Genomic DNA, 17,804 nt, shown 5'->3' on the forward strand with positions numbered 1-17,804 from the left:
CGGTCGGCGGTGACTCGGGCGCCGGGCCGCGCGTTGGCCCGGCATGACCCAGACGCATATCCCCACCGGCCGCCGGCGCCGCGCCCTCCTCACGACGACGTCGGTGGCTCCGGGCTCCGCAGAATCGGTTCCGCAGCCGCCTCCCGCCGCGCACTCCCGCACCTATCCGCAGGACCGCACGCACCCGCAGGACCGCGCCCACCCGCAGGACCCACCGATCTACCGCGCCCTGCTCCGCCACTGGGCCGACCGCGGCCGGACCCTGCCCGGGCGCCACGACCCGGAGTGGGTCCGGCTCGCGGCGCCGACGGTCAGGGTCGGGCAGTTCAGCGCGATTCCGGACCGGCGAGGTGACGGGCGATGACCATGCGCTGGATCTGATTGGTGCCCTCGACGATCTGGAGCACCTTGGCCTCGCGCATGTACCGCTCGACGGGGAAGTCGACGGTGTAGCCGTAGCCGCCGAGCACCTGTACGGCGTCCGTGGTGACCTTCATGGCGAGGTCCGTGCAGAACAGCTTGGCCATGGCCGCCTGCCGGGAGAAGGGGCGGCCGTTGTCGCGCAGCCGGGCGGCGGCCAGGTAGAGCGCGCGGCCCGCCTCGATCTGGGTCGCCATGTCGGCGAGCATGAAGCGCAGCCCCTGGAAGTCGGCGATCGGGCGCCCGAACTGCTCGCGCCCGGTGGCGTAGGCGAGCGCCTCGTCGAGCGCCGCCTGGGCGACGCCGATGGCGCAGGCCGCGATGCCGAGCCGGCCCGAGTCGAGCGCGGACAGGGCGATGGCGAAGCCCTGGCCTTCGTCGCCGATGCGGCGGGCGTCGGGGACGCGGACGCCGTCGAAGTGGAGCTGGGCGGTGGGCGAGCCCTTCATGCCCATCTTCTTCTCGGGCGCCGCCGGGGTCAGGCCCGCCGCGTCGCCGGGCACGAGGAACGCGGTGACGCCGCGGGCGCCCTCGCCACCGGTGCGGGCGAGGACGGTGTAAAAGTCGGCGACACCGCCGTGGGTGATCCACGCCTTCGTCCCCGTGATGACCCAACAGTCGCCGTCGCGCACGGCCTTGGTGCGCAGCGAGGCGGCGTCGGAGCCGGCGGCGGGTTCGGAGAGGCAGTAGGCGCCGAGGAGTCCGCCGCCGAGCATGGCGGGGAGGTGTTCGGCCCGCTGCTCCTTGGTGCCGTAGTTGGCGAGCGCGTGGCAGGCGAGGGAGTGGACGCTGACGCCGAGGCCGACGGTCAGCCGCGCCGCGGCGAGCTCCTCCAGGACCTGGAGGTAGACCTCGTACGGCTGGTCGCCGCCGCCGAACGCGGAGTCGTAGGGCAGGCCGAGCAGCCCGGTCTCGGAGAGCATGGCGAAGACCTCGCGCGGGAAGCGGCCTTCGTACTCCTCGTCGGACGCCCGGGGAGCGATCTCCCGCTGGACGAGTTCACGGACGAGCGCGAACAGGTCCCGGGCCTCGTCCGTGGGCAGATGACGGTCCACTGGGGTGCGCTCGCTCATCTCGGCGCTCTCCTCCCTGTCAGGCTCTGCGGTCGCGCTCGGGGTGGGGCGCCGCCGCCGGGTCTCACTGCTCAGCCGATGCTGCCCTCCCGGGTCGCGGAAGCGGCTGACCAGCGGCTGTGGCGCGTTGAGTATCCCCGATCCGGAGCCTCGCGTCACTAGTTAACGACCGCTTACTCAAACATTCCCGTACACCTGTTTCCCGGCCGGGATCCCGGCCGGGGATTCGGCCCGGGAATTGGTACGAACCATTGACGCACTGGTCTAGTCCTCCTACAGTCCAGCGCAGCGCCTTTTCGCGTTCATGCCAAGGCGTGCTCCAGGTCAACAGCAGCACTTCCCCCCTCGCTCGCCTCCCCCCCCACGAGGAGACACGATGCTCAGACCGCACCTCCCCCGCTCCCGGGCGCTTGTGGCCACCGCCTGTTGCGCCGTACTCGGCGCGGGACTGCTCGCCGGGGCGGGCACCGCGTCCGCCGGACAGAGCTCCGCCCAGGGCAAGGACGCCGAGGCCGCCGCCGGTTCGAAGGTGGTCGGCTACTTCACCGAATGGGGCGTCTACGACCGGAACTACCACGTCAAGAACGTCGAGACGTCCGGCTCCGCCGACAAGCTCACGCACATCAACTACGCCTTCGGCAACGTCCAGGGCGGCAAGTGCACGATGGGCGACTCCTACGCGGCGACCGACAAGGCGTACACGGCGGACCAGTCCGTGGACGGCGTCGCCGACACCTGGGACCAGGAGCTGCGCGGCAACTTCAACCAGCTGCGCAAGCTGAAGAAGAAGCACCCGAACCTCAAGGTGCTCTGGTCGTTCGGCGGCTGGACCTGGTCCGGCGGCTTCACCGAGGCCGCGAAGAACCCGGCGGCCTTCGCGCAGTCCTGCTACGACCTGGTCGAGAACTCCAAGTGGGCCGATGTCTTCGACGGCATCGACATCGACTGGGAGTACCCCAACGCCTGCGGCCTGTCCTGCGACACGAGCGGGCGCGAGGCGTACAAGGACCTGATGGGCGCGGTGCGTTCGAAGTTCGGCTCCGACGCGCTCGTCACCTCGGCGATCCCCGCCGACGCGGAGGACGGCGGCAAGATCGACGCCGCCGACTACGCGGGGGCCGCGCAGTACGTCGACTGGTACAACCCCATGACGTACGACTACTTCGGCGCCTGGGACGCGCAGGGCCCGACCGCCCCGCACTCGCCGCTGACCTCGTACGACGGCATCCCGAAGGCGTCGTGGAACTCCGAGTCCACCATCAAGAAGCTCCAGGGGCTCGGTGTCCCCTCGGAGAAGCTGCTGCTCGGCATCGGCTTCTACGGGCGCGGCTGGACCGGCGTCACACAGAAGGAGCCGGGCGGCACCGCCACCGGGCCCGCGGCCGGCAAGTACGAGCAGGGCATCGACGACTACAAGGAACTGAAGACCAAGTGCCCCGCCAACGGCACGGTCGGCGGGACCGCGTACGCGTTCTGCGGGAACAACTGGTGGAGCTACGACACCCCGGAGACCATCGCCGGAAAGATGAGCTACAAGAACCAGGCGGGCCTCGGCGGCACCTTCTTCTGGGAGCTCAGCGGAGACACCTCGGACGGTGAGCTGATCAAGGCCATCAACTGATCAACCAGCGGACGCCGTACGGGACTTCACCCGACCGAGCGGATGCCCGTACGGAAGAGGGAGGGGCGGGAACCGGAGGTCCGGTTCCCGCCCCTCCCGGCTGTCGTCAGACGTCGTCGCGCGGCGGCGACGGGTAGTCCGGCTCGAATTCCTCGATGACGTTCAGGGTGTCGCGCAGGGTGCGGACCAGGAGGTCGCGGACCGTTTCGCGGGTCAGGGCGGGGGTCTCGACCCAGTCGAGGGTGACGCCCTCGACGCTGCACAGCCAGCCGAGCAGGGCGGTGCGGGCGAGCGGGGGGATCTCCGTGCGGCCGTACGCGCCTTCGGCGATCGCGCCGATCAGGGCCTCGCGCACGCCGTCCCGTATGGCGTGCACCTCGGTGTCGAAGCCGACGCCGCCGGTGACGATGGCGCGGTAGGCCGCCTGGTTGTGCTCGGCGTAGCGCAGATAGCCGTCGATGGTGCGGTGCACCCGCTCGGTGCGCGGGAGTTCGGTGTCGCTGCTCGCGCGCGAGATGAGTTCGCTGACGGACTCCTCGATGATCGCCAGGTAGTAGCCCCGCTTGGACTTGAAGTAGTAGTAGATCAACCCCTTGGCGACGCGCGCCTGTTTGGCGATGTCGTCCATCGACAGGGCGTCGTAGGACGTGTCGGCGAACAACTTCCGGCCAATGGTGATGAGTTCGGCCCGGCGCGCGACCGATCGGTCGGTGCCGCGGGCTTGATGGCGGCGCTTCGGATCCGCGTCGCGCTGTTGACTATTATTCAATATCGGCCCTAGTCTCCAACTGCCTCGGGATGCCCGCAGTATGGCAGACGTCACGGCCCCGGCAGGGCGCTCCCGCAGGCGCTGACGCACTCCCCTTACGCACGTGGACGACGTACGGGAGGAAGACCGTGAGCGCAGACCGGAAGCCCCTTCGCGAGGGCAGAACCAACTGGAAGAAGACGGCCGTCGTCATGCTGCCCGCCGTGCTCGCGGTGGGCGCGATGGCGTCGGTGATGGCCGAGGGCGCGCTCGCCGCGTCCTTCGCCGTCTCGGGCACCAGTTTCCAGGTGTCCTCCGGGAAGTTGACGAGCCAGGGCCTCGCCTCGTACGTGCAGACGGACCGGTCCGTCGACGGCAAGGGCCACCCCGTGGCGCTGCTCGGCATCGGGGACGCCAAGCTCAGCGACATCTGCCAGGCCGCCGAGGTCAAGACCCCGGTGGGCACCGTGGTGTTCAAGCTGACGGCGGGCGGCGACGCGGGCGACGTGACCGCGAGCAACCTCATCATCGACGGCGAGGACCTGGTGGGCGACGCCCGCTTCGGCACCGCGCAGATCGGCCGGGACGCCTCCACCCTCGACGAGGTGGACGGAGTCAAGGGCGAGCGCGGCAAGTTCGGGCTGCAGGCCGGGGACATCGAGGTGGCCAAGGTCCGCTCGCACGCCTGGTCGGCGACGGGCGGGAACTTCCGCCTCAAGGGCATGAAGCTCGACGTCAGCATCGGCGGCAAGAAGTGCTTCTGAGCGGGCCCGGCGCACCCCGCGCGGGCTGGCTCGACGAGCGCCTCCCGCTGCGGGACCTGCGCCGGGTGGTGCGCAGATGGCGGCGCACCCGGCCCTTCTGGGGCGGGCTGCTGCTGATCCTCGGCGGCGTCGAGCTGCTCGCCGTGCCGCTGTCCCCGGTGACCGTCCTGGTGAGCCTCGGGCTCGGCGGGATCGCGGCGATCGGCATCGGGCTCGCCCTGATCGCGGCCGGGGGCTTTCTGTGGCTGCTTCCGCACACCCGCCACTACGTGAGCATCAACGCGCTGATCCTGTCGGTGCTCTCGTTCGCCGCGACCAATCTCGGCGGCTTCCTGGTGGGCATGCTGCTCGGCATCGCGGGCAGCGCCATGGGGTTCGGCTGGACCCCGGTGCCGGAGGAGTCCGAGGAGGAGGCGCGGCGGCCCAAGGTGCGCGACGGGCAGGGCACCCGGACCCTCGGGGTGCTGCTTCCGGTGGTGCTCGCCGGGGCGGTGCTGTGGGGAGCGGCCCCGGCGAAGGCGGCGCCCACGGCCGCGGCGGGCGAGATCGTCGCGCCGCGGGTGCCGCCGACCGTGACCACGACGCTGTTCTCACCGAAGGGCTTCCTGCTCGCGGGGGTGCGCGACATCCCCACCGCCGACGGCCCGTTGAAGGTGATGGTGCTGCGCATGGACGCCGCGTCCCTCACCGACTACCGGCTGAGGACCCGGGACGGCTCGCGCGAACTCTCCCTGGGCGCCGACACGTTGGACCTCAGCGGCAAGGTGACGCTCTACCTCACGAAGTTCAAGGGCTGCCTGGAGGGCGTGCTCTGTCTGACGTTCACGCCGGACAAGCTGCCGGTGCCGCCGGTGGTGCCGCCGTTCGTCTTCATGACCGACGTCAGCGCCGAACAGGCCCTGGTCACCTCGGACTTGATCGTCGCGGGCGGGCTCACGCTGGGGGCGCACCCATGACCGGCTCACGGGAGGCACGGTGATCGAGATCCAGGCCGCCCTCTTCTGGGCTTACGGGGCCGGGGCGACCTTCGCGGTCGCGGCGGGGCGCCAGCTCCAGGTGTGGGAGCGGATCAACGCCGGGGAGGGGCCGCGCACCCGCAGCCGCGCGGCCAACCCGTATCTGGCGCTCACCGTGCTCTTCGCGGCCGTCCTGATGGTGCCCACGGGGCTCTTCCTGCTGTGGCAGAACCCGTCGTGGGCGACCATGCACGTCGCCGCGGACCACCAGGGCGTCTGGGCGGGGTTCGTGCTGTTCTACGCGGGCGGGATCCCGGTCGCGGCGATCCTCGGGTTCCTGGCGGCGCAGACCCTGGTCCTGGTGGGGGCCGGGTACTGGGCGTACCTGCAGTGCGTGGGCGGGTACTTCCTGCTGTTCGGGACGTTGATCCACGGCTGGGACGGCAGCGGTTACGAGCGGTTCCTGTCGCCGGGTGCGGGCGACTTCGCGCACTGGAAGCAGGACAGCGTGGTCAACCACGTCCTGGACTTCCTGACGTCCGGGACGTTCCTGGCGCTGCTGCTGTTCGGCGCCGCCGTGATCGGCACGATGCTGATGACCGAGATCGGCTGGCTCATGGAGGGCTGGTCGCTGCCGGGCGCCGACGAGGACCGGAAGGTGCCGAGGTTCATCGGGATCGCCATCGCGGCGGCGGGGGTGTACGGCCTGCCGTTCCTGGGGGCACTGGTGGCGAGCGTCCTGGTGCGCCTTGTCGGCGGCTGGATCGGGCTGCCGCTGTTCGCGGTCCTGGCCGGGGTGACGCTGCTGCACCGCCGCTCGCCGGTGCGCTGGCTGTACGGGCTGGTGGGGATCCCCGACCGGCACTGGCGGGCGGGGCTCGACGCCGGGGACGGGGACGGGGACGGCGGCGGAGACGGCGGCTATGAGAGCCAGGTCACAGCAGACCGGTCTGCGTGACGAACATCGCGATGACGACGACCAGGGTCCAGCCCAGCAGGTGCTCGAGCAGGCGCGGGCCGGTGTCCTTGGGGCCGCCGGTGCGGGTGCGGGCCCGGGGGACGGCGGTGGCGGACGGCGCGGGGGCAGGGGTCGCGGTCATGGCTTCTCGCTGACGTTCGTAAGGCTTCGCGCGGTGGCGCTGCGGTGCGCACGGCGCTGGACTCTCCCCCGCCGCTCCCCCGCGGCCCCTCCACCTTGCCACCCGAACCGGCCGTCGCGGGAGAGACCTTGGTCACCCACAACTCGGACGGACGGCTGTGCGTCTAACTACGACGAACGTCCGCGCAGCATCCGTACCGAAAGGTTCCCGATGAGCACGTACGGCATATCCCGCCGCAGAACACGGCTCGCCCTCGCGGCGGCGATCACCGTGGCGGCGGCCCTCACCGGACCGGTCTCGCACGCAGCACCGTCCGGCCCCACCACCGAGGACGGCGGGAAGCCCACACCCGGCGCCCCCGGCCTCGGCGACCCGATGTTCCCGCTCGACGGGAACGGCGGCTACAAGGTGGACCGCTACACCCTGGACTTCGACTGGCAGGCGCCGAAGACGCCCTTCGAGGCGACCACCACGATCCGGGCGACCGCCACCCAGTCCCTGTCCCGCTTCAACCTCGACTTCGCGGGCAACACCCTGCATCAGGTGTCCGTGAACGGCGCGACGGCCGCCACCGAGCGCGCCGGTGACGAGCTGACCGTCACCCCCAAGTCGCCGCTGTCCAAGGGCAGTTCCTTCACGGTCAAGGTCATCTACACCGCCGACCCGACCCAGACCCGGCACCGCGACGACGCCATCGAGGACTACGGCTGGATACCCACGCCCGACGGCACGGTGGTCTATCCGCAGCCCAACGGCGCCAAGTTGATCTTCCCGGCCAATGACCACCCGAGCCAGCGCGCCCCGATCACCTTCCGCATCACCACCCCCAAGGGCCTCACCGCCGTCGCCAACGGCCGTCTGACCGACCGCTCCGACCGCCCCGGCGACCGGGTCCGCTGGACCTACGACTCCGAACAGCCGCTCTCCACCCAGCTGGTCCAGCTCGCGGTCGGCAAGTTCCAGTTCGTCGACGGCAAGGGCCCCGGCGGGCTGCCGCTGCGCGACGTCGTCCCGGACAACCTGGTCGAGCCCACGGCCGCGTACCGCAAGCTCACCCCCGACCACCTGTCCTGGCTGGAACAGCGGCTCGGGCCCTACCCGTTCAACCGGTACGGCCTGCTGGTCGGCGACACCGACCTCGGCGTGGCCCTGGAGACCCAGACGCTCTCGCTCATCCCGAAGGCCGACCTGCTCGGCACCCAGGTCGACGCCGAACGGAACATGGTGCACGAGCTGACCCACCAGTGGTTCGGCGACAGCGTCGCCCTGAAGTCGTGGTCGGACCTGTGGCTGAGCGAGGGCCACGCGCGCTTCTACGAGCGGCTCTACTCGGAGGCGCACGGCGGCGACAGCTTCGAGGCCGCCATGAAGACCGCGTACAAGAACCACGACATCTGGCGCCGCGACTACGGCGCCCCCGCCGAGCCCACCGAGCCGAACCTCTTCAAGCGGATGCGGTACGACGGCTCGGCCCTGGTTCTGTACGCGCTGCGCGAGCAGGTCGGCGACGCCACGTTCCAGAAGATCGAGCGGGCGTGGGTGACCGGCCTCAAGGGCAGGTCGGCGAGCACGCAGCAGTACATCGACCTGGCGTCGAAGGTCGCGGGCGAGGACCTCGAAGGGTTCCTGCGCCCCTGGCTGTACGGCGCGAAGACGCCGCCGATGCCGGGCCACCCCGACTGGGTGGTGGACCCGGTACCGGCGGGCTGAACAGAGGTGGGGCCGGGGGTCAGGCGGGGGCTCGCTCGTAGACCACGCCGAAGTCCTCCGCCCAGCTGACGCCGTCCTTGGACAGCTCCCAGGCTCCGCTCAGCGTGTCGCCGCTCGCGTCGAAGCGGGCGGCGAACCGCTGGTGGAAGCCGGAGGCGGCGCACCAGATCCGCAACTGCCCCTCGGTGAAGCTGAGTCCGTAGACCCGGGAGACGCCGCCCGGCACCGCGTACATGTGCCACCGTCCCACCAGGGGGTCGAGTCCGCGCAGGGCGGGGTGGTTCGTCGGCCGCGGCACGGTGTGCCTCCCCTCTCGCTACTCAGCGCACCCCCACCGCCGCGAGCGCCTTGCGCTGACGCTCCGAGGGGCGTGCCGGGAAGTACAGATAGCAGACGCCGCCCGTGCCGGACACCACCTTGCCCTGGGCGTTCTTGCGCTTGGTCCGCAGCCAGATGTTCTCCCACTCGCGCCTCTTGTAGACGCGCCGCACGGCCGGGTCGCTGGGCGACGCGGGGTCGTTGGCGATCACGTCGCCAGCCGCCGTGAAGCCGATGACCGTCATGAGGTGGCCCGCCGTGCCGTAGCCCGCGCCCGTGAGCTCCTCCTTCAGGAACGACTGTGACGTTATGGCCGGGATGCCCGCGGCGATCAGCGACTCCAGCTCGGTGAGGGAGGCGAGGCGGGTGACGACGCCCTGGAGGTCCTTGTAGGTGGCGGCGTAGGCGGCGTTGAAGGGCCAGTTGCCGCAGCCGTTGTACTGGTAGTCGAAGGTGAAGCGGGCCGCGTGGCAGACCTGCGGGTCCGCGTAGGAGGGGTCGACCCAGGCGAGGTCCTCGGGGGTGGGCTTCCGCCCCCAGTACTCGATGATCATCTGCGAGGAGGTGGGGCTGCACCACGCCTCGCCGCCGTTGTCGTACTCCGGGTACTGGCCCGCGTGGATCTCCTGGGAGTAGCGCGGGACCTTCAGCTCCTTGGCGAGGCCGGGGGCGGACGCGGGCACCGTGAAGCGGTCGGGGACCTCGGAGGCCATCGCTCCGAGTCGCCACACGGTGGGCGTGGCCGTGCTGCCGGGCCTGCGGCAGAGGGTGAGGCGGAGCCGGTAGGAGACGAGACGCAGTCCGGTGGCGGGGTCGTCGATGGAGAAGGTGTCGGTGTAGATGCTCGACTTCCCGTCCGTCTGGTCGTCCACGGACGTGCGACGGATGTCGGTCTCCTTGTCGTCACCGGAGGTCCAGCGGCCCATGACGTACCAGGGGGTCACGGCCTGGTCGCCGTACGTCCCCTGGAGCTCGACCTGGAGCCAGGTCCCGGCCGGGGTGCGGGCGTTCCAGGAGGCGACGACCTCGGTGGCGGGGACGGTGGAGCGGTGCACGGGCGAGGTCCACCGGGCGTACTCCCAGGTGGCCTTCTTGCCGGTGTGCGGGTCGGTGTAGTCGGTGGTGCCCGCGGGCTCGCCGATCACGACGCCGGGGCGGGCGCCCGCGACGGCCTGGGTGCCCTCGGCCGTTCCGGCCGACCAGTCCAGGTGCGAGGTCCAGAAGCGGTTGTCGATGTGCCGGTCCGCGCGGGGGCGGCGGGCCGGGGCGGCGGCGAGGGCCGGGCTCGCGGTGACGGCCGCGGCGGCCAGGGCAGCGGCCGTGCCGAGCACGGTTCTGCGGGACATGTCATCAGCTCGGTCCATGAGGGGACCCCCTGTGCGGTGTCGGCTGGTGCGGGGCGGGAGGGCGTGCGGGTGGTGGTGCCGGTGGGTGTAGCGGTGGTGGTGCGGGTGGGTGTGCTGCCGGGCGTGCGGTGGGCCAACTATGGCCGTCGCGCCGTCAGTTCTGCCAGCGATCCGGCGCTCGTCGGCGGCACCAATATTGGCCTCTACCAGTGGCATCACCTGGGACGGCGCGCTGAATCCTGTGGTGGAGCGACGTACGCTGCCGATCATGAGCACCTGCGACCTCACCCGTCTCGCCGACGCGCTGCTGAAGCTCCCGCCGTCCTGCGGCCCGGTCCGTCTGGTCGCCGTCGACGGGCACGCGGGCTCCGGCAAGTCGACGTTCGCGGGGCGGCTCGCCGCGGCGCTCGGCGGGGCGCCCGTGCTGCGCCTCGACGACATCGCGAGCCACGAGGAGCTCTTCGGCTGGGACGGGCGGCTGCTGCGGGACGTCGTCGCACCGCTCGCGCGGGGCGAGGCGGCGCGCTATGCCGCGTACGACTGGACCGCGCGCCGCTTCGGGCCCGTGGACCGCGAGGTGCCGCCCGCCCCGGTCGTCCTCCTGGAGGGCGTCGGCGCCGGACGGCGCGCGGTGCGTCCGTGGCTGGCGCGGCTGCTGTGGATGGAGCTGCCCCGGGAGGAGTCCTGGGAGCGCGGGCGCCGCCGGGACGGAGAGGTGCAGCGGGCGTTCTGGGACGGCTGGGAGCCCGCGGAGCGCCGCCACTTCGCCGAGGACCCCTCGGAACCCTTCGCTCAGCTTTTGGTGCGGCAGTGCCAGGAGGGATACGAGGTGCGTGAGAGATCTCGTGAGGCGTGAGAGACAGCCCCATCCATCACTCACGGTGACGGATCATCGGCGGTGTGCTGAACCCCCGGAAAACCGCTTCCACTTGGCTTGAAGAGTTTCCCGGAGACCTCCAACTCGGCTTGACCCAGGGGCCATACAGGACTTACGTTCTGAAGGAGCGGCCGTAGCAGCCGCCCGCAGTCGCGAAGCCCCCGGTTGTTCCCCCGTGATCGGGGGCTTCGTTCTGCCTTCAAGGGCTCCTGAGCGGGCGCCGGATGGCGCGATTCGCTCACCCTGGGTGACCATTGGCCCGCTCCCGACGTGCGAGATCCGGCAGCGCGGCACCCTACGGCGGACACCCTCCGCGCAGGTACGATGCCTCTCGGTGCGACTCACGGACGGCTTGCTCTGCGCACCGAGTCAACTCCCGTCCGCAGCACGGCGGTTCAGCGAAGGGCTGCCGCTGGGCACCGGCCCGGCGGCACACCACGGGGGCACGGTTTGTGGGGGACGTGATGGACTTCGACGCGGTGGGCGCACCGGCCCCGGCCGACCTCGCCTGGCTGCGGGGCGTCGACGCCTACACGATGGGCGCCTATCCCCAGGCGGAGGAGGAGTTCCGGGCCGCCGTACGGATGGATCCGGGCATGGCCGACGGCTGGCTCGGCCTGCACGCGCTGCGCATCGACACGACGACGGCGCTGCTGCGGATGTTCCAGCACCGCGACCGCTTCGGCGAGCAGCGCGCCCGGCACTCCCGCACCCTCAACTCCTGGTACTGGCTGGGCTGGTGGGTGCAGCCGGTCCTGGAGAGCGTCCGCGACCTGCTGCTCGCGCACGCCTCGCACTGGCTTGACGGGCGCCATGTGCCGGAGCTGGACCGGGCGCTCGCGGGGCTGCCGCCGGTGGACGCGGATCCGCAGGTGCGGTTTCTGCACGCCTGCCGGTCCTATCTGGTCAAGGACTGGGAGCAGTTGGTCCGGCACACCGACCCGCTGATCGACGACCCGATGCTCGGCATCGAGGCCGGGCTCTTCGGCGGCATGGCCCGGGTCCGCCTGGAGATGTTCGGGCAGGCCGAGCCGCTGCTCTCCGCCGCCCTGATGCGCTGCCGCAGCGAGCAGCCGCAGCGCAAGGAGCTGCGCTACTGGCTGGCCCGCGCGCACGAGGGCACCGGGCGCACCGCCGCCGCCCTGCCCCTGTACCGCGCGGTGCACCGGGTGGATCCGGCCTTCATGGACACCTCGGCCCGGCTCGCGGCCATCGCCGAGGGCGATGGGTACGACGAGGTGGGCGACCTCGCGGCGATCGCGCTGGCCGGGCTCGGCCAGGACGTGACGGAGACCCCCGAGGGCGGCGACCCGCTCTTCGAGCCGGACGGCCGGGACGTGAAGGTGACCGGCCCCGGGCTGCCCGCCGGCGGCGAGCCCGGACAGCCCCCGGTCGGCGGCCCCGCCGAGACCGACGCGGTGCGTGAGAAGGCTGTCATCCCGGTGCGACCGGGCCCGAGCCAGCTCCCGCCCGGCCCCGCCGACCCCGCCCTGCTCACGGCGGCGCTCAACGAACTGGAGCGGATGGTCGGCCTGGAGCCGGTGAAGCGGCAGGTCAAGGCGCTCTCGGCGCAGCTGAACATGGCACGCCTGCGGGCCGAGCAGGGCCTGCCGGTCCAGCCGCCGAAACGACACTTCGTCTTCTCCGGCCCCTCGGGCACCGGCAAGACCACCGTGGCCCGCATCCTCGGCCGGGTCTTCTACGCGCTCGGGCTGCTCGGCGGCGACCACCTGGTGGAGGCCCAGCGCGCCGATCTGGTCGGCGAGTACCTGGGCCAGACCGCCGTGAAGGCCAACGAGCTGATCGACTCGGCGATCGGCGGGGTCCTCTTCGTCGACGAGGCGTACTCCCTCTCCAACTCCGGCTACGGCAAGGGCGACGCGTACGGCGACGAGGCGCTCCAGGTCCTGCTCAAGCGCGCCGAGGACAACCGCGACCACCTCGTGGTGATCCTCGCGGGCTACCCGGAGGGCATGGACCGGCTGCTCGCCGCCAACCCCGGGCTCTCCTCCCGCTTCACGTCCCGGGTCGACTTTCCCTCGTACCGCCCCCTCGAACTCACCTCGATCGGCGAGGTCCTGGCCGCCGACAACGGCGACGTGTGGGACGAGGAGGCCCTGGAGGAGCTCCGCTCCATCAGCGGGCACGTCGTGGGCCAGGAGTGGATCGACGAGCTCGGCAACGGCCGCTTCCTGCGCACCCTGTACGAGAAGAGCTGCGCCTACCGGGATCTGCGGCTCTCCGGCTACCCGGGAGCGCCGACCCGCGACGACCTGTCGACGCTGCGGCTGCCCGACCTGATGCAGGCGTACGGAGAGGTCCTGTCGGGGCGCGGACCGGGCGCCCCCGGCCTCGCCTGACGCCCCTTCCGCCGCTGCTGACACACCCTCGTCATCCGATCGAGGCGTTTCGGGACGAAGCCGTCCGACTGCCCCGTCCCGGTCCGCGACCCTGGCCCCGAAGATCCAGGCCGGACGCGGTGGGGGTGCGGGCGGGTGACCGTGTGGGGGGCCTTCGCCGTCGTGGTGGGCGCGGTGGGCATGGGGGCCGGGCTGTGGGTGCACTGCGGCCTGAGCTATCAACTCGCCGTCGACAGCTTCCTGGTGACCGACATCGTGCTCGCACTCGTCTTCGCGGGCTGCGGCGTCCCGGTGGCGTGGCGGCGGCCCGGCAACCCGGTGGGCTGGCTGCTGCTCGCCGGCGGCGCGGCCCACGCGGGCACCGTCGCGGCGCTCGGCCTGCTCGCGCTCGGCCTCGGCGAGGGCTGGGGCGAGGGGGTGCTGCGGATCCTCGTCACGGCCGCCCTCGCCTGCTGGCCGCTGGGGCTCAGGCTGTTCATCCCGCTCGCGCTGCTCCTCTTCCCGACCGGGCGGCTGCCGGGGCCGGGCTGGCGCCCGGTCGCGTGGGGCACCGCGGCGGCCGGGGTGCTCTTCTGGATGTGGTGCGTGACCACGCCGCATCCGTACGCGGTCGGCGGACCCGTCGGCCTTCTGCACGCCCTGTCCTGGCCGCCCCTCGAACCGCACCGCACCCAGATCGACCTCGCGGGCATCTTCGTGCCCATGCTCGTCGACCTCGCCGCCCTGGTCCTGCGCTACCGCTCGGGCGACGAGCGGCTGCGGCGCCAGCTCCTGTGGCTGATGCTCGCGGTGCTCTGCGCGCTGCCGTGGTGGCCGCTCGGGATGAGCGCCGCCGGGCTCCAAGTCCTGGTCGTGACCCAGCCGTTGGCGATGGCCGTGGGCATCCTGCGCCCCGAGCTCTTCGACATCGAGTGGGTGGTGTCGCGCGCCCTGCTCTACCTGGCGCTCTCGCTGGGCGTCATCGGCGTCTACACGGGTGTCGTGCTCTTCGTCGACCGGGTGCTCCTCGCCGGCTTCCACCTGGGCGGGGCCGCGCTGGTCGCGGTGGGCGTCGCGGTCGCCTTCCACCCGGTGCGCGGCGTGCTGCAGCGCCTCATCGACCGGCTGTTGTACGGGGACCGGGGCGACCCCGTGCGCGCGCTCGACCGGCTCGGGGCCCGGCTGCGCACGGAGGCGGGCCTGGACGGGCTGCTGCTCGTGGTGCGGGACGCGCTGCGGCTCCCCTACGCGGCGTTCCGCCTCGGCGGGCGTGCGGTGGCCGAGTCGGGCACGGCGGGGTCCGGGTGCGTGGTGGTGCCGCTGCCCGACCCCGGCACGGACCGGGCGGAGCTCGTCGTGGGCACCCGGCGGGGGCAGGCCCGGCTCGGCGCGGAGGACCTGCGCACCCTGAAGGTCCTGGTGGTACCGCTCGCGGTGGCGGTGCGCGCCACGGTCCTGTCCGAGGAACTCCGGGCCAGCCGCGAGCGGTTGGTCTCGGCGCGCGAGGAGGAGCGCCGGCGGCTGCGCCGCGATCTGCACGACGGGCTCGGCCCCACGCTCACCGGCCTCGCCTTCACCGCCGACGCCGCCCGCAACCTCGTCCGGGCCGAACCCGCCTCCGCCGAGCACCTCCTCGACCAGCTGCGCGGCCACGCGACCGGCGCCATCGAGGAGATCCGGCGGCTCGTGGAGGGCCTCAGGCCCCCCGCGCTCGACGAGTCGGGGCTCGTCGTGGCACTGACCCGGCAGGCGGAGCGGCTCAGCCACCGGGTGGCGGGCGCTCCCCTCGCCATCACCATCGACGCGCCCGCGACCCTCCCCCGTCTGCCCGCCGCCGTCGAGGTCGCCGCGTACCGGATCGCGGCGGAGGCCCTCACCAACGCCGCCCGGCACTCGCACGCCGACCACGCCCTGGTCCGGCTCCGCGTCGACGGCACGCTGCGCCTCGACGTCACCGACAACGGCGGCCCGCCCACCGCGCCGTGGCGGCCCGGAGTGGGCCTGACGACGATGGCGGAGCGGGCCGCCGAGCTGGCCGGGTGGTGCCGCGCGGGACCGGGGCCCGAGGGCGGCCGGGTCAGCGCGGAGCTCCCGCTGCGGCGCGACGTACCGGGCACTCAGACCCAGCTGTAGCGCACCCAGAGCGCCCACCGGATGCCGTCCGGAAGGCACTGGTAGGTGACCCAGCTCTGCATCGCCACGCCTTCCTGTCCCACCTGCTCGCAGGAGGACTGGCTGTACGTGTAGTCGAAGAGGACCCAGTCGCTCGGGACGGCGAGGGACGCAGCCACCGCCGGTGCCGCCGGTGCCGCCGCGGCGGGCCCGGCGGTCACCGCGAGCCCGCCGCAGAAGGCGGCCACGGCGGCCAGCGTGAGGCCAACTTCCTTGATCCTACGGTTCATTGTTCCCCTCCTTGGGTGCTACGGGACGAAGACGGGGGCCGAGATGGTCCAGCCCTGACGGCACTCGGACCCGCTCCACGGGTCGTAGTCGCAGCCCTCGACGATCACGTCGTACGTGCCGGGGCCCGGGATGCCGAACGTGTGGCTCCCCGCGGTGGAGCCCCCGCCCGGGAAGACGTCCTGCTGGCCGATGTTCTCGCCGTTGCGGTCCCAGCGGACGATGAACTTGTTGTACTTGAACGGGTTCGTCGGCCCCCAGTCGACCTTGATCGACTGGCCCTGCTGGTAGGCGGCGACCATCATCTTCTCGCCCTGGTCGGGCGACCAGGAGATCCCGCCGTGCAGGAAGGTCTGGTACTTCCCGGCCCGGCCGGGGGTGTCCAGCTCGGGCGAGGTCGGGCAGCCGAGGACGCCGCCCTCGCCACCGAGGGACCACCACTTGTCGCCGATCAGGCCGCCCACCTGGTAGTTGCTGCACGCCGGGTCCTGGACCCGGGCCGTCGTGGCCGTGGCCGTCCCGGTGGTCGCCTGCGCGCCCACGGCCGTGGGAAGCGCCAGCGCGGCCCCCAGGGCGAGAGCGGACAGCGCGTACGTGATCCGGTGCCTCATGAGTGACCCCCTCCGGGCGGCGGAGTGGTGCCGCCCCCTGTCGCGGTGATGGTGAAGGTGTTGCTCCACAGCAGCCCCGTGATGTCGCTGCCGTGCCGCCCGTCGTGGGCGGAGACGCTGACCTGCTCGCCGTTCGCGGCGCCCTGGATCACGCCGCCGCAGAAGGCGCCGGGGGCGATGGTCTTCATGTCGACGGAGGCATTGAGATTGCCCGCAGGGTCGGCGGTGAACTGGTACAGCACGCTGCTCTGCCGCAGGTCGACGGCCGTGCTGCCGTTGCAGGGCAGCGTCCCGGAGACGGCGATCCGGACGTAGACCGTGTGGCTGGGCAGGAACCCGCGGCCCTGGATCGCGCCTCCCGGACCGAAGGAGGCGATCACCGGCGGAGTGTCGGCCGCCGCCGGGGGCGCGGCCCCGGCGAGGGCCGCGCAGGCGACGAGGGCGGTGGCCGCCGCCGGCGCCGTGCGCCGTCTCGGACGTGTCGTTCGCATGAGGGGAACCCTTCGTTCAGGAACTGCTTGACCCCGAGGGTGTCCGCAGGACACACCCGCCGGTCAGGGCGCCCGCTCCCCACGGCACCGGGAGAACCTCCCGGCCACGACGGGTGCCCGCACCCGGGACAAGGGGGTCCCGCACCCGGACGATGGGTAGTGATCGACGTAAGAAACGGCAAGACGTAAGAAACGGCAATCGGCGTACGCGACGGCAGACGTACGCAACGGCAAGCGAAACGGCATGCGCCGCGCCGCAGTTGGGAGCCGCGCCTTGACGACGCCCGCGAATCCCCCGAGGTCCTCGCCCTCCGCCGACCTCACCGTGGTCCTGGCCGACGACCACCCCGTGGTCCGGGACGGACTGCGGGCGCTGCTCGGCTCCATCGAGGGCATCGTGGTGGTCGGGGAGGCCGCCGACGGGCGCGCGGCGGTCCGCGAGACCCTGCTGCACCGGCCCCGGGTGCTCGTACTGGACCTGGAGATGCCGGAGTTGGACGGGGTCGGCGCGACCCGCGAGGTGATGGCGGCGGCGCCGGAGACGGCCGTGCTGGTGCTCACGATGTTCGAGGACGACGAGTCGGTGTTCGCGGCGATGCGGGCCGGGGCCCTCGGCTACATCCTCAAGGGCGCCGCTCAGGAGGAGATCGTGCGGGCGGTGCGGTGTGTGGCCGCGGGCGAGGCGATCTTCGGGCCGCGGATCGCCCGGCGGGTGGCCGAGTGGATGGCGCGGCCGCCGGGGGCCGGGGAGCGCGCGCCGTTCCCGGAGCTGACGGCGCGCGAGCGGGAGGTGCTCGACCTGATCGCCGCGGGCCTGGCCAACCCGGCGATCGCCCGGAGGCTGCGGCTCTCCCCGAAGACGATCTGCAACCACGTCTCGTCGATCTTCATGAAGCTCCAGGTCACCGACCGAGCGGCGGCGATCGTCCGGGCACGGGACGCGGGAATGGGGCGGGCGCCGTAGCTTTCCGCCGCCACGGCGCCCACCCGGAGACCTCAGCCCGGAGACCTCAGCCCGGAGACCTCAGCC

The 17,804-nt window shown here is 72.2% G+C and carries 18 protein-coding genes; 10 read left to right on the forward strand and 8 right to left on the reverse strand.

The genetic code is table 11. From position 1 onward, the window contains the following. Positions 1–43: 43 nt before the first annotated feature. The gene (locus ACQB60_RS16205) at positions 44–364 is read left to right on the forward strand and encodes a hypothetical protein (protein WP_496926695.1); all 321 of its coding nucleotides are present in this window, start codon (positions 44–46) and stop codon (positions 362–364) included. On the opposite strand, the gene ACQB60_RS16210 is transcribed toward ACQB60_RS16205, so the two are convergent. Continuing rightward, complete coding sequence (locus ACQB60_RS16210; protein ID WP_496926696.1) at positions 327–1,493, reverse strand: acyl-CoA dehydrogenase family protein; 1,167 nt, start codon at positions 1,491–1,493, stop codon at positions 327–329. The genes ACQB60_RS16205 and ACQB60_RS16210 overlap by 38 nt on opposite strands. A gap of 376 nt (positions 1,494–1,869) precedes the next feature. Between ACQB60_RS16210 and ACQB60_RS16215 the strand changes: the two genes are divergently transcribed. Further along, positions 1,870–3,114 carry a glycoside hydrolase family 18 protein gene (locus ACQB60_RS16215; RefSeq protein ID WP_496926697.1) on the forward strand — a complete coding sequence of 415 codons (1,245 nt, stop codon included), beginning with the start codon at positions 1,870–1,872 and terminating at the stop codon, positions 3,112–3,114. Positions 3,115–3,220: 106 nt separating this feature from the next. On the opposite strand, the gene ACQB60_RS16220 is transcribed toward ACQB60_RS16215, so the two are convergent. Then, a complete protein-coding gene (locus ACQB60_RS16220; protein WP_496926698.1) occupies positions 3,221–3,883 on the reverse strand; it encodes a TetR/AcrR family transcriptional regulator in 663 nt (220 codons plus the stop codon). 191 nt (positions 3,884–4,074) lie between these two features. Between ACQB60_RS16220 and ACQB60_RS16225 the strand changes: the two genes are divergently transcribed. Genes ACQB60_RS16225 through ACQB60_RS16235 form a run of 3 tightly spaced genes read left to right on the forward strand, consistent with a single transcriptional unit; the run spans position 4,075 to position 6,540 of the window. Next, positions 4,075–4,626 carry a DUF6230 family protein gene (locus ACQB60_RS16225; protein WP_496927094.1) on the forward strand — a complete coding sequence of 184 codons (552 nt, stop codon included), beginning with the start codon at positions 4,075–4,077 and terminating at the stop codon, positions 4,624–4,626. Continuing rightward, a complete protein-coding gene (locus ACQB60_RS16230; protein ID WP_496926699.1) occupies positions 4,617–5,582 on the forward strand; it encodes a DUF6114 domain-containing protein in 966 nt (321 codons plus the stop codon). Before ACQB60_RS16225 ends, ACQB60_RS16230 begins: the two co-directional genes overlap by 10 nt. 19 nt (positions 5,583–5,601) lie before the next feature. Beyond that, on the forward strand, positions 5,602–6,540 hold the full coding sequence (locus tag ACQB60_RS16235) for a hypothetical protein (protein WP_496926700.1): 939 nt from the start codon (positions 5,602–5,604) through the stop codon (positions 6,538–6,540). Here ACQB60_RS16235 and ACQB60_RS16240 read toward each other — a convergent pair. Then, positions 6,518–6,682 carry an SCO1431 family membrane protein gene (locus ACQB60_RS16240; protein ID WP_496926701.1) on the reverse strand — a complete coding sequence of 55 codons (165 nt, stop codon included), beginning with the start codon at positions 6,680–6,682 and terminating at the stop codon, positions 6,518–6,520. The genes ACQB60_RS16235 and ACQB60_RS16240 overlap by 23 nt on opposite strands. Before the next feature lie 210 nt (positions 6,683–6,892). Here ACQB60_RS16240 and ACQB60_RS16245 point away from each other — a divergent pair, with 210 nt between their 5' ends. Then, positions 6,893–8,392, forward strand: a complete 1,500-nt coding sequence (locus ACQB60_RS16245) for a M1 family metallopeptidase (protein WP_496926702.1) — start codon at positions 6,893–6,895, stop codon at positions 8,390–8,392. 19 nt (positions 8,393–8,411) lie between these two features. On the opposite strand, the gene ACQB60_RS16250 is transcribed toward ACQB60_RS16245, so the two are convergent. Together ACQB60_RS16250 and ACQB60_RS16255 are read right to left on the reverse strand one after the other, a co-directional pair. Then, the gene (locus tag ACQB60_RS16250; protein WP_496926703.1) at positions 8,412–8,690 is read right to left on the reverse strand and encodes a hypothetical protein; all 279 of its coding nucleotides are present in this window, start codon (positions 8,688–8,690) and stop codon (positions 8,412–8,414) included. Between the two features lie 22 nt (positions 8,691–8,712). After that, positions 8,713–10,074 carry a C39 family peptidase gene (locus ACQB60_RS16255; protein ID WP_496926704.1) on the reverse strand — a complete coding sequence of 454 codons (1,362 nt, stop codon included), beginning with the start codon at positions 10,072–10,074 and terminating at the stop codon, positions 8,713–8,715. A 250-nt stretch (positions 10,075–10,324) separates the two neighbouring features. Here ACQB60_RS16255 and ACQB60_RS16260 point away from each other — a divergent pair, with 250 nt between their 5' ends. The 3 genes from ACQB60_RS16260 to ACQB60_RS16270 all read left to right on the forward strand — a co-directional run bounded on the left by ACQB60_RS16260 (position 10,325) and on the right by ACQB60_RS16270 (position 15,405). Beyond that, complete coding sequence (locus tag ACQB60_RS16260; protein WP_496926705.1) at positions 10,325–10,912, forward strand: uridine kinase family protein; 588 nt, start codon at positions 10,325–10,327, stop codon at positions 10,910–10,912. Positions 10,913–11,397: 485 nt separating this feature from the next. After that, positions 11,398–13,293, forward strand: a complete 1,896-nt coding sequence (locus ACQB60_RS16265) for an AAA family ATPase (protein ID WP_496926706.1) — start codon at positions 11,398–11,400, stop codon at positions 13,291–13,293. Positions 13,294–13,428: 135 nt separating this feature from the next. Continuing rightward, the gene (locus tag ACQB60_RS16270) at positions 13,429–15,405 is read left to right on the forward strand and encodes a sensor histidine kinase (protein WP_496926707.1); all 1,977 of its coding nucleotides are present in this window, start codon (positions 13,429–13,431) and stop codon (positions 15,403–15,405) included. Here ACQB60_RS16270 and ACQB60_RS16275 read toward each other — a convergent pair. Genes ACQB60_RS16275 through ACQB60_RS16285 form a run of 3 tightly spaced genes read right to left on the reverse strand, consistent with a single transcriptional unit; the run spans position 15,390 to position 16,774 of the window. After that, complete coding sequence (locus tag ACQB60_RS16275; protein WP_496926708.1) at positions 15,390–15,674, reverse strand: hypothetical protein; 285 nt, start codon at positions 15,672–15,674, stop codon at positions 15,390–15,392. The two genes, ACQB60_RS16270 and ACQB60_RS16275, sit on opposite strands and share 16 nt — an antisense overlap. Before the next feature lie 18 nt (positions 15,675–15,692). After that, positions 15,693–16,283: an LGFP repeat-containing protein gene (locus tag ACQB60_RS16280; RefSeq protein WP_496926709.1), complete on the reverse strand. Its 591-nt coding sequence runs from the start codon at positions 16,281–16,283 to the stop codon at positions 15,693–15,695. Continuing rightward, entirely contained in the window at positions 16,280–16,774 is a 495-nt protein-coding gene (locus tag ACQB60_RS16285) for a hypothetical protein (protein WP_496926710.1), read from the reverse strand. The genes ACQB60_RS16280 and ACQB60_RS16285 overlap by 4 nt, the downstream gene beginning before the upstream one ends. A 274-nt stretch (positions 16,775–17,048) precedes the next feature. Between ACQB60_RS16285 and ACQB60_RS16290 the strand changes: the two genes are divergently transcribed. Further along, positions 17,049–17,738: a response regulator transcription factor gene (locus ACQB60_RS16290; RefSeq protein WP_496926711.1), complete on the forward strand. Its 690-nt coding sequence runs from the start codon at positions 17,049–17,051 to the stop codon at positions 17,736–17,738. Positions 17,739–17,804 lie beyond the last annotated feature (66 nt).

This window comes from Streptomyces odontotermitis (genome assembly GCF_050510915.1).
Lineage (GTDB): Bacteria > Actinomycetota > Actinomycetes > Streptomycetales > Streptomycetaceae > Streptomyces.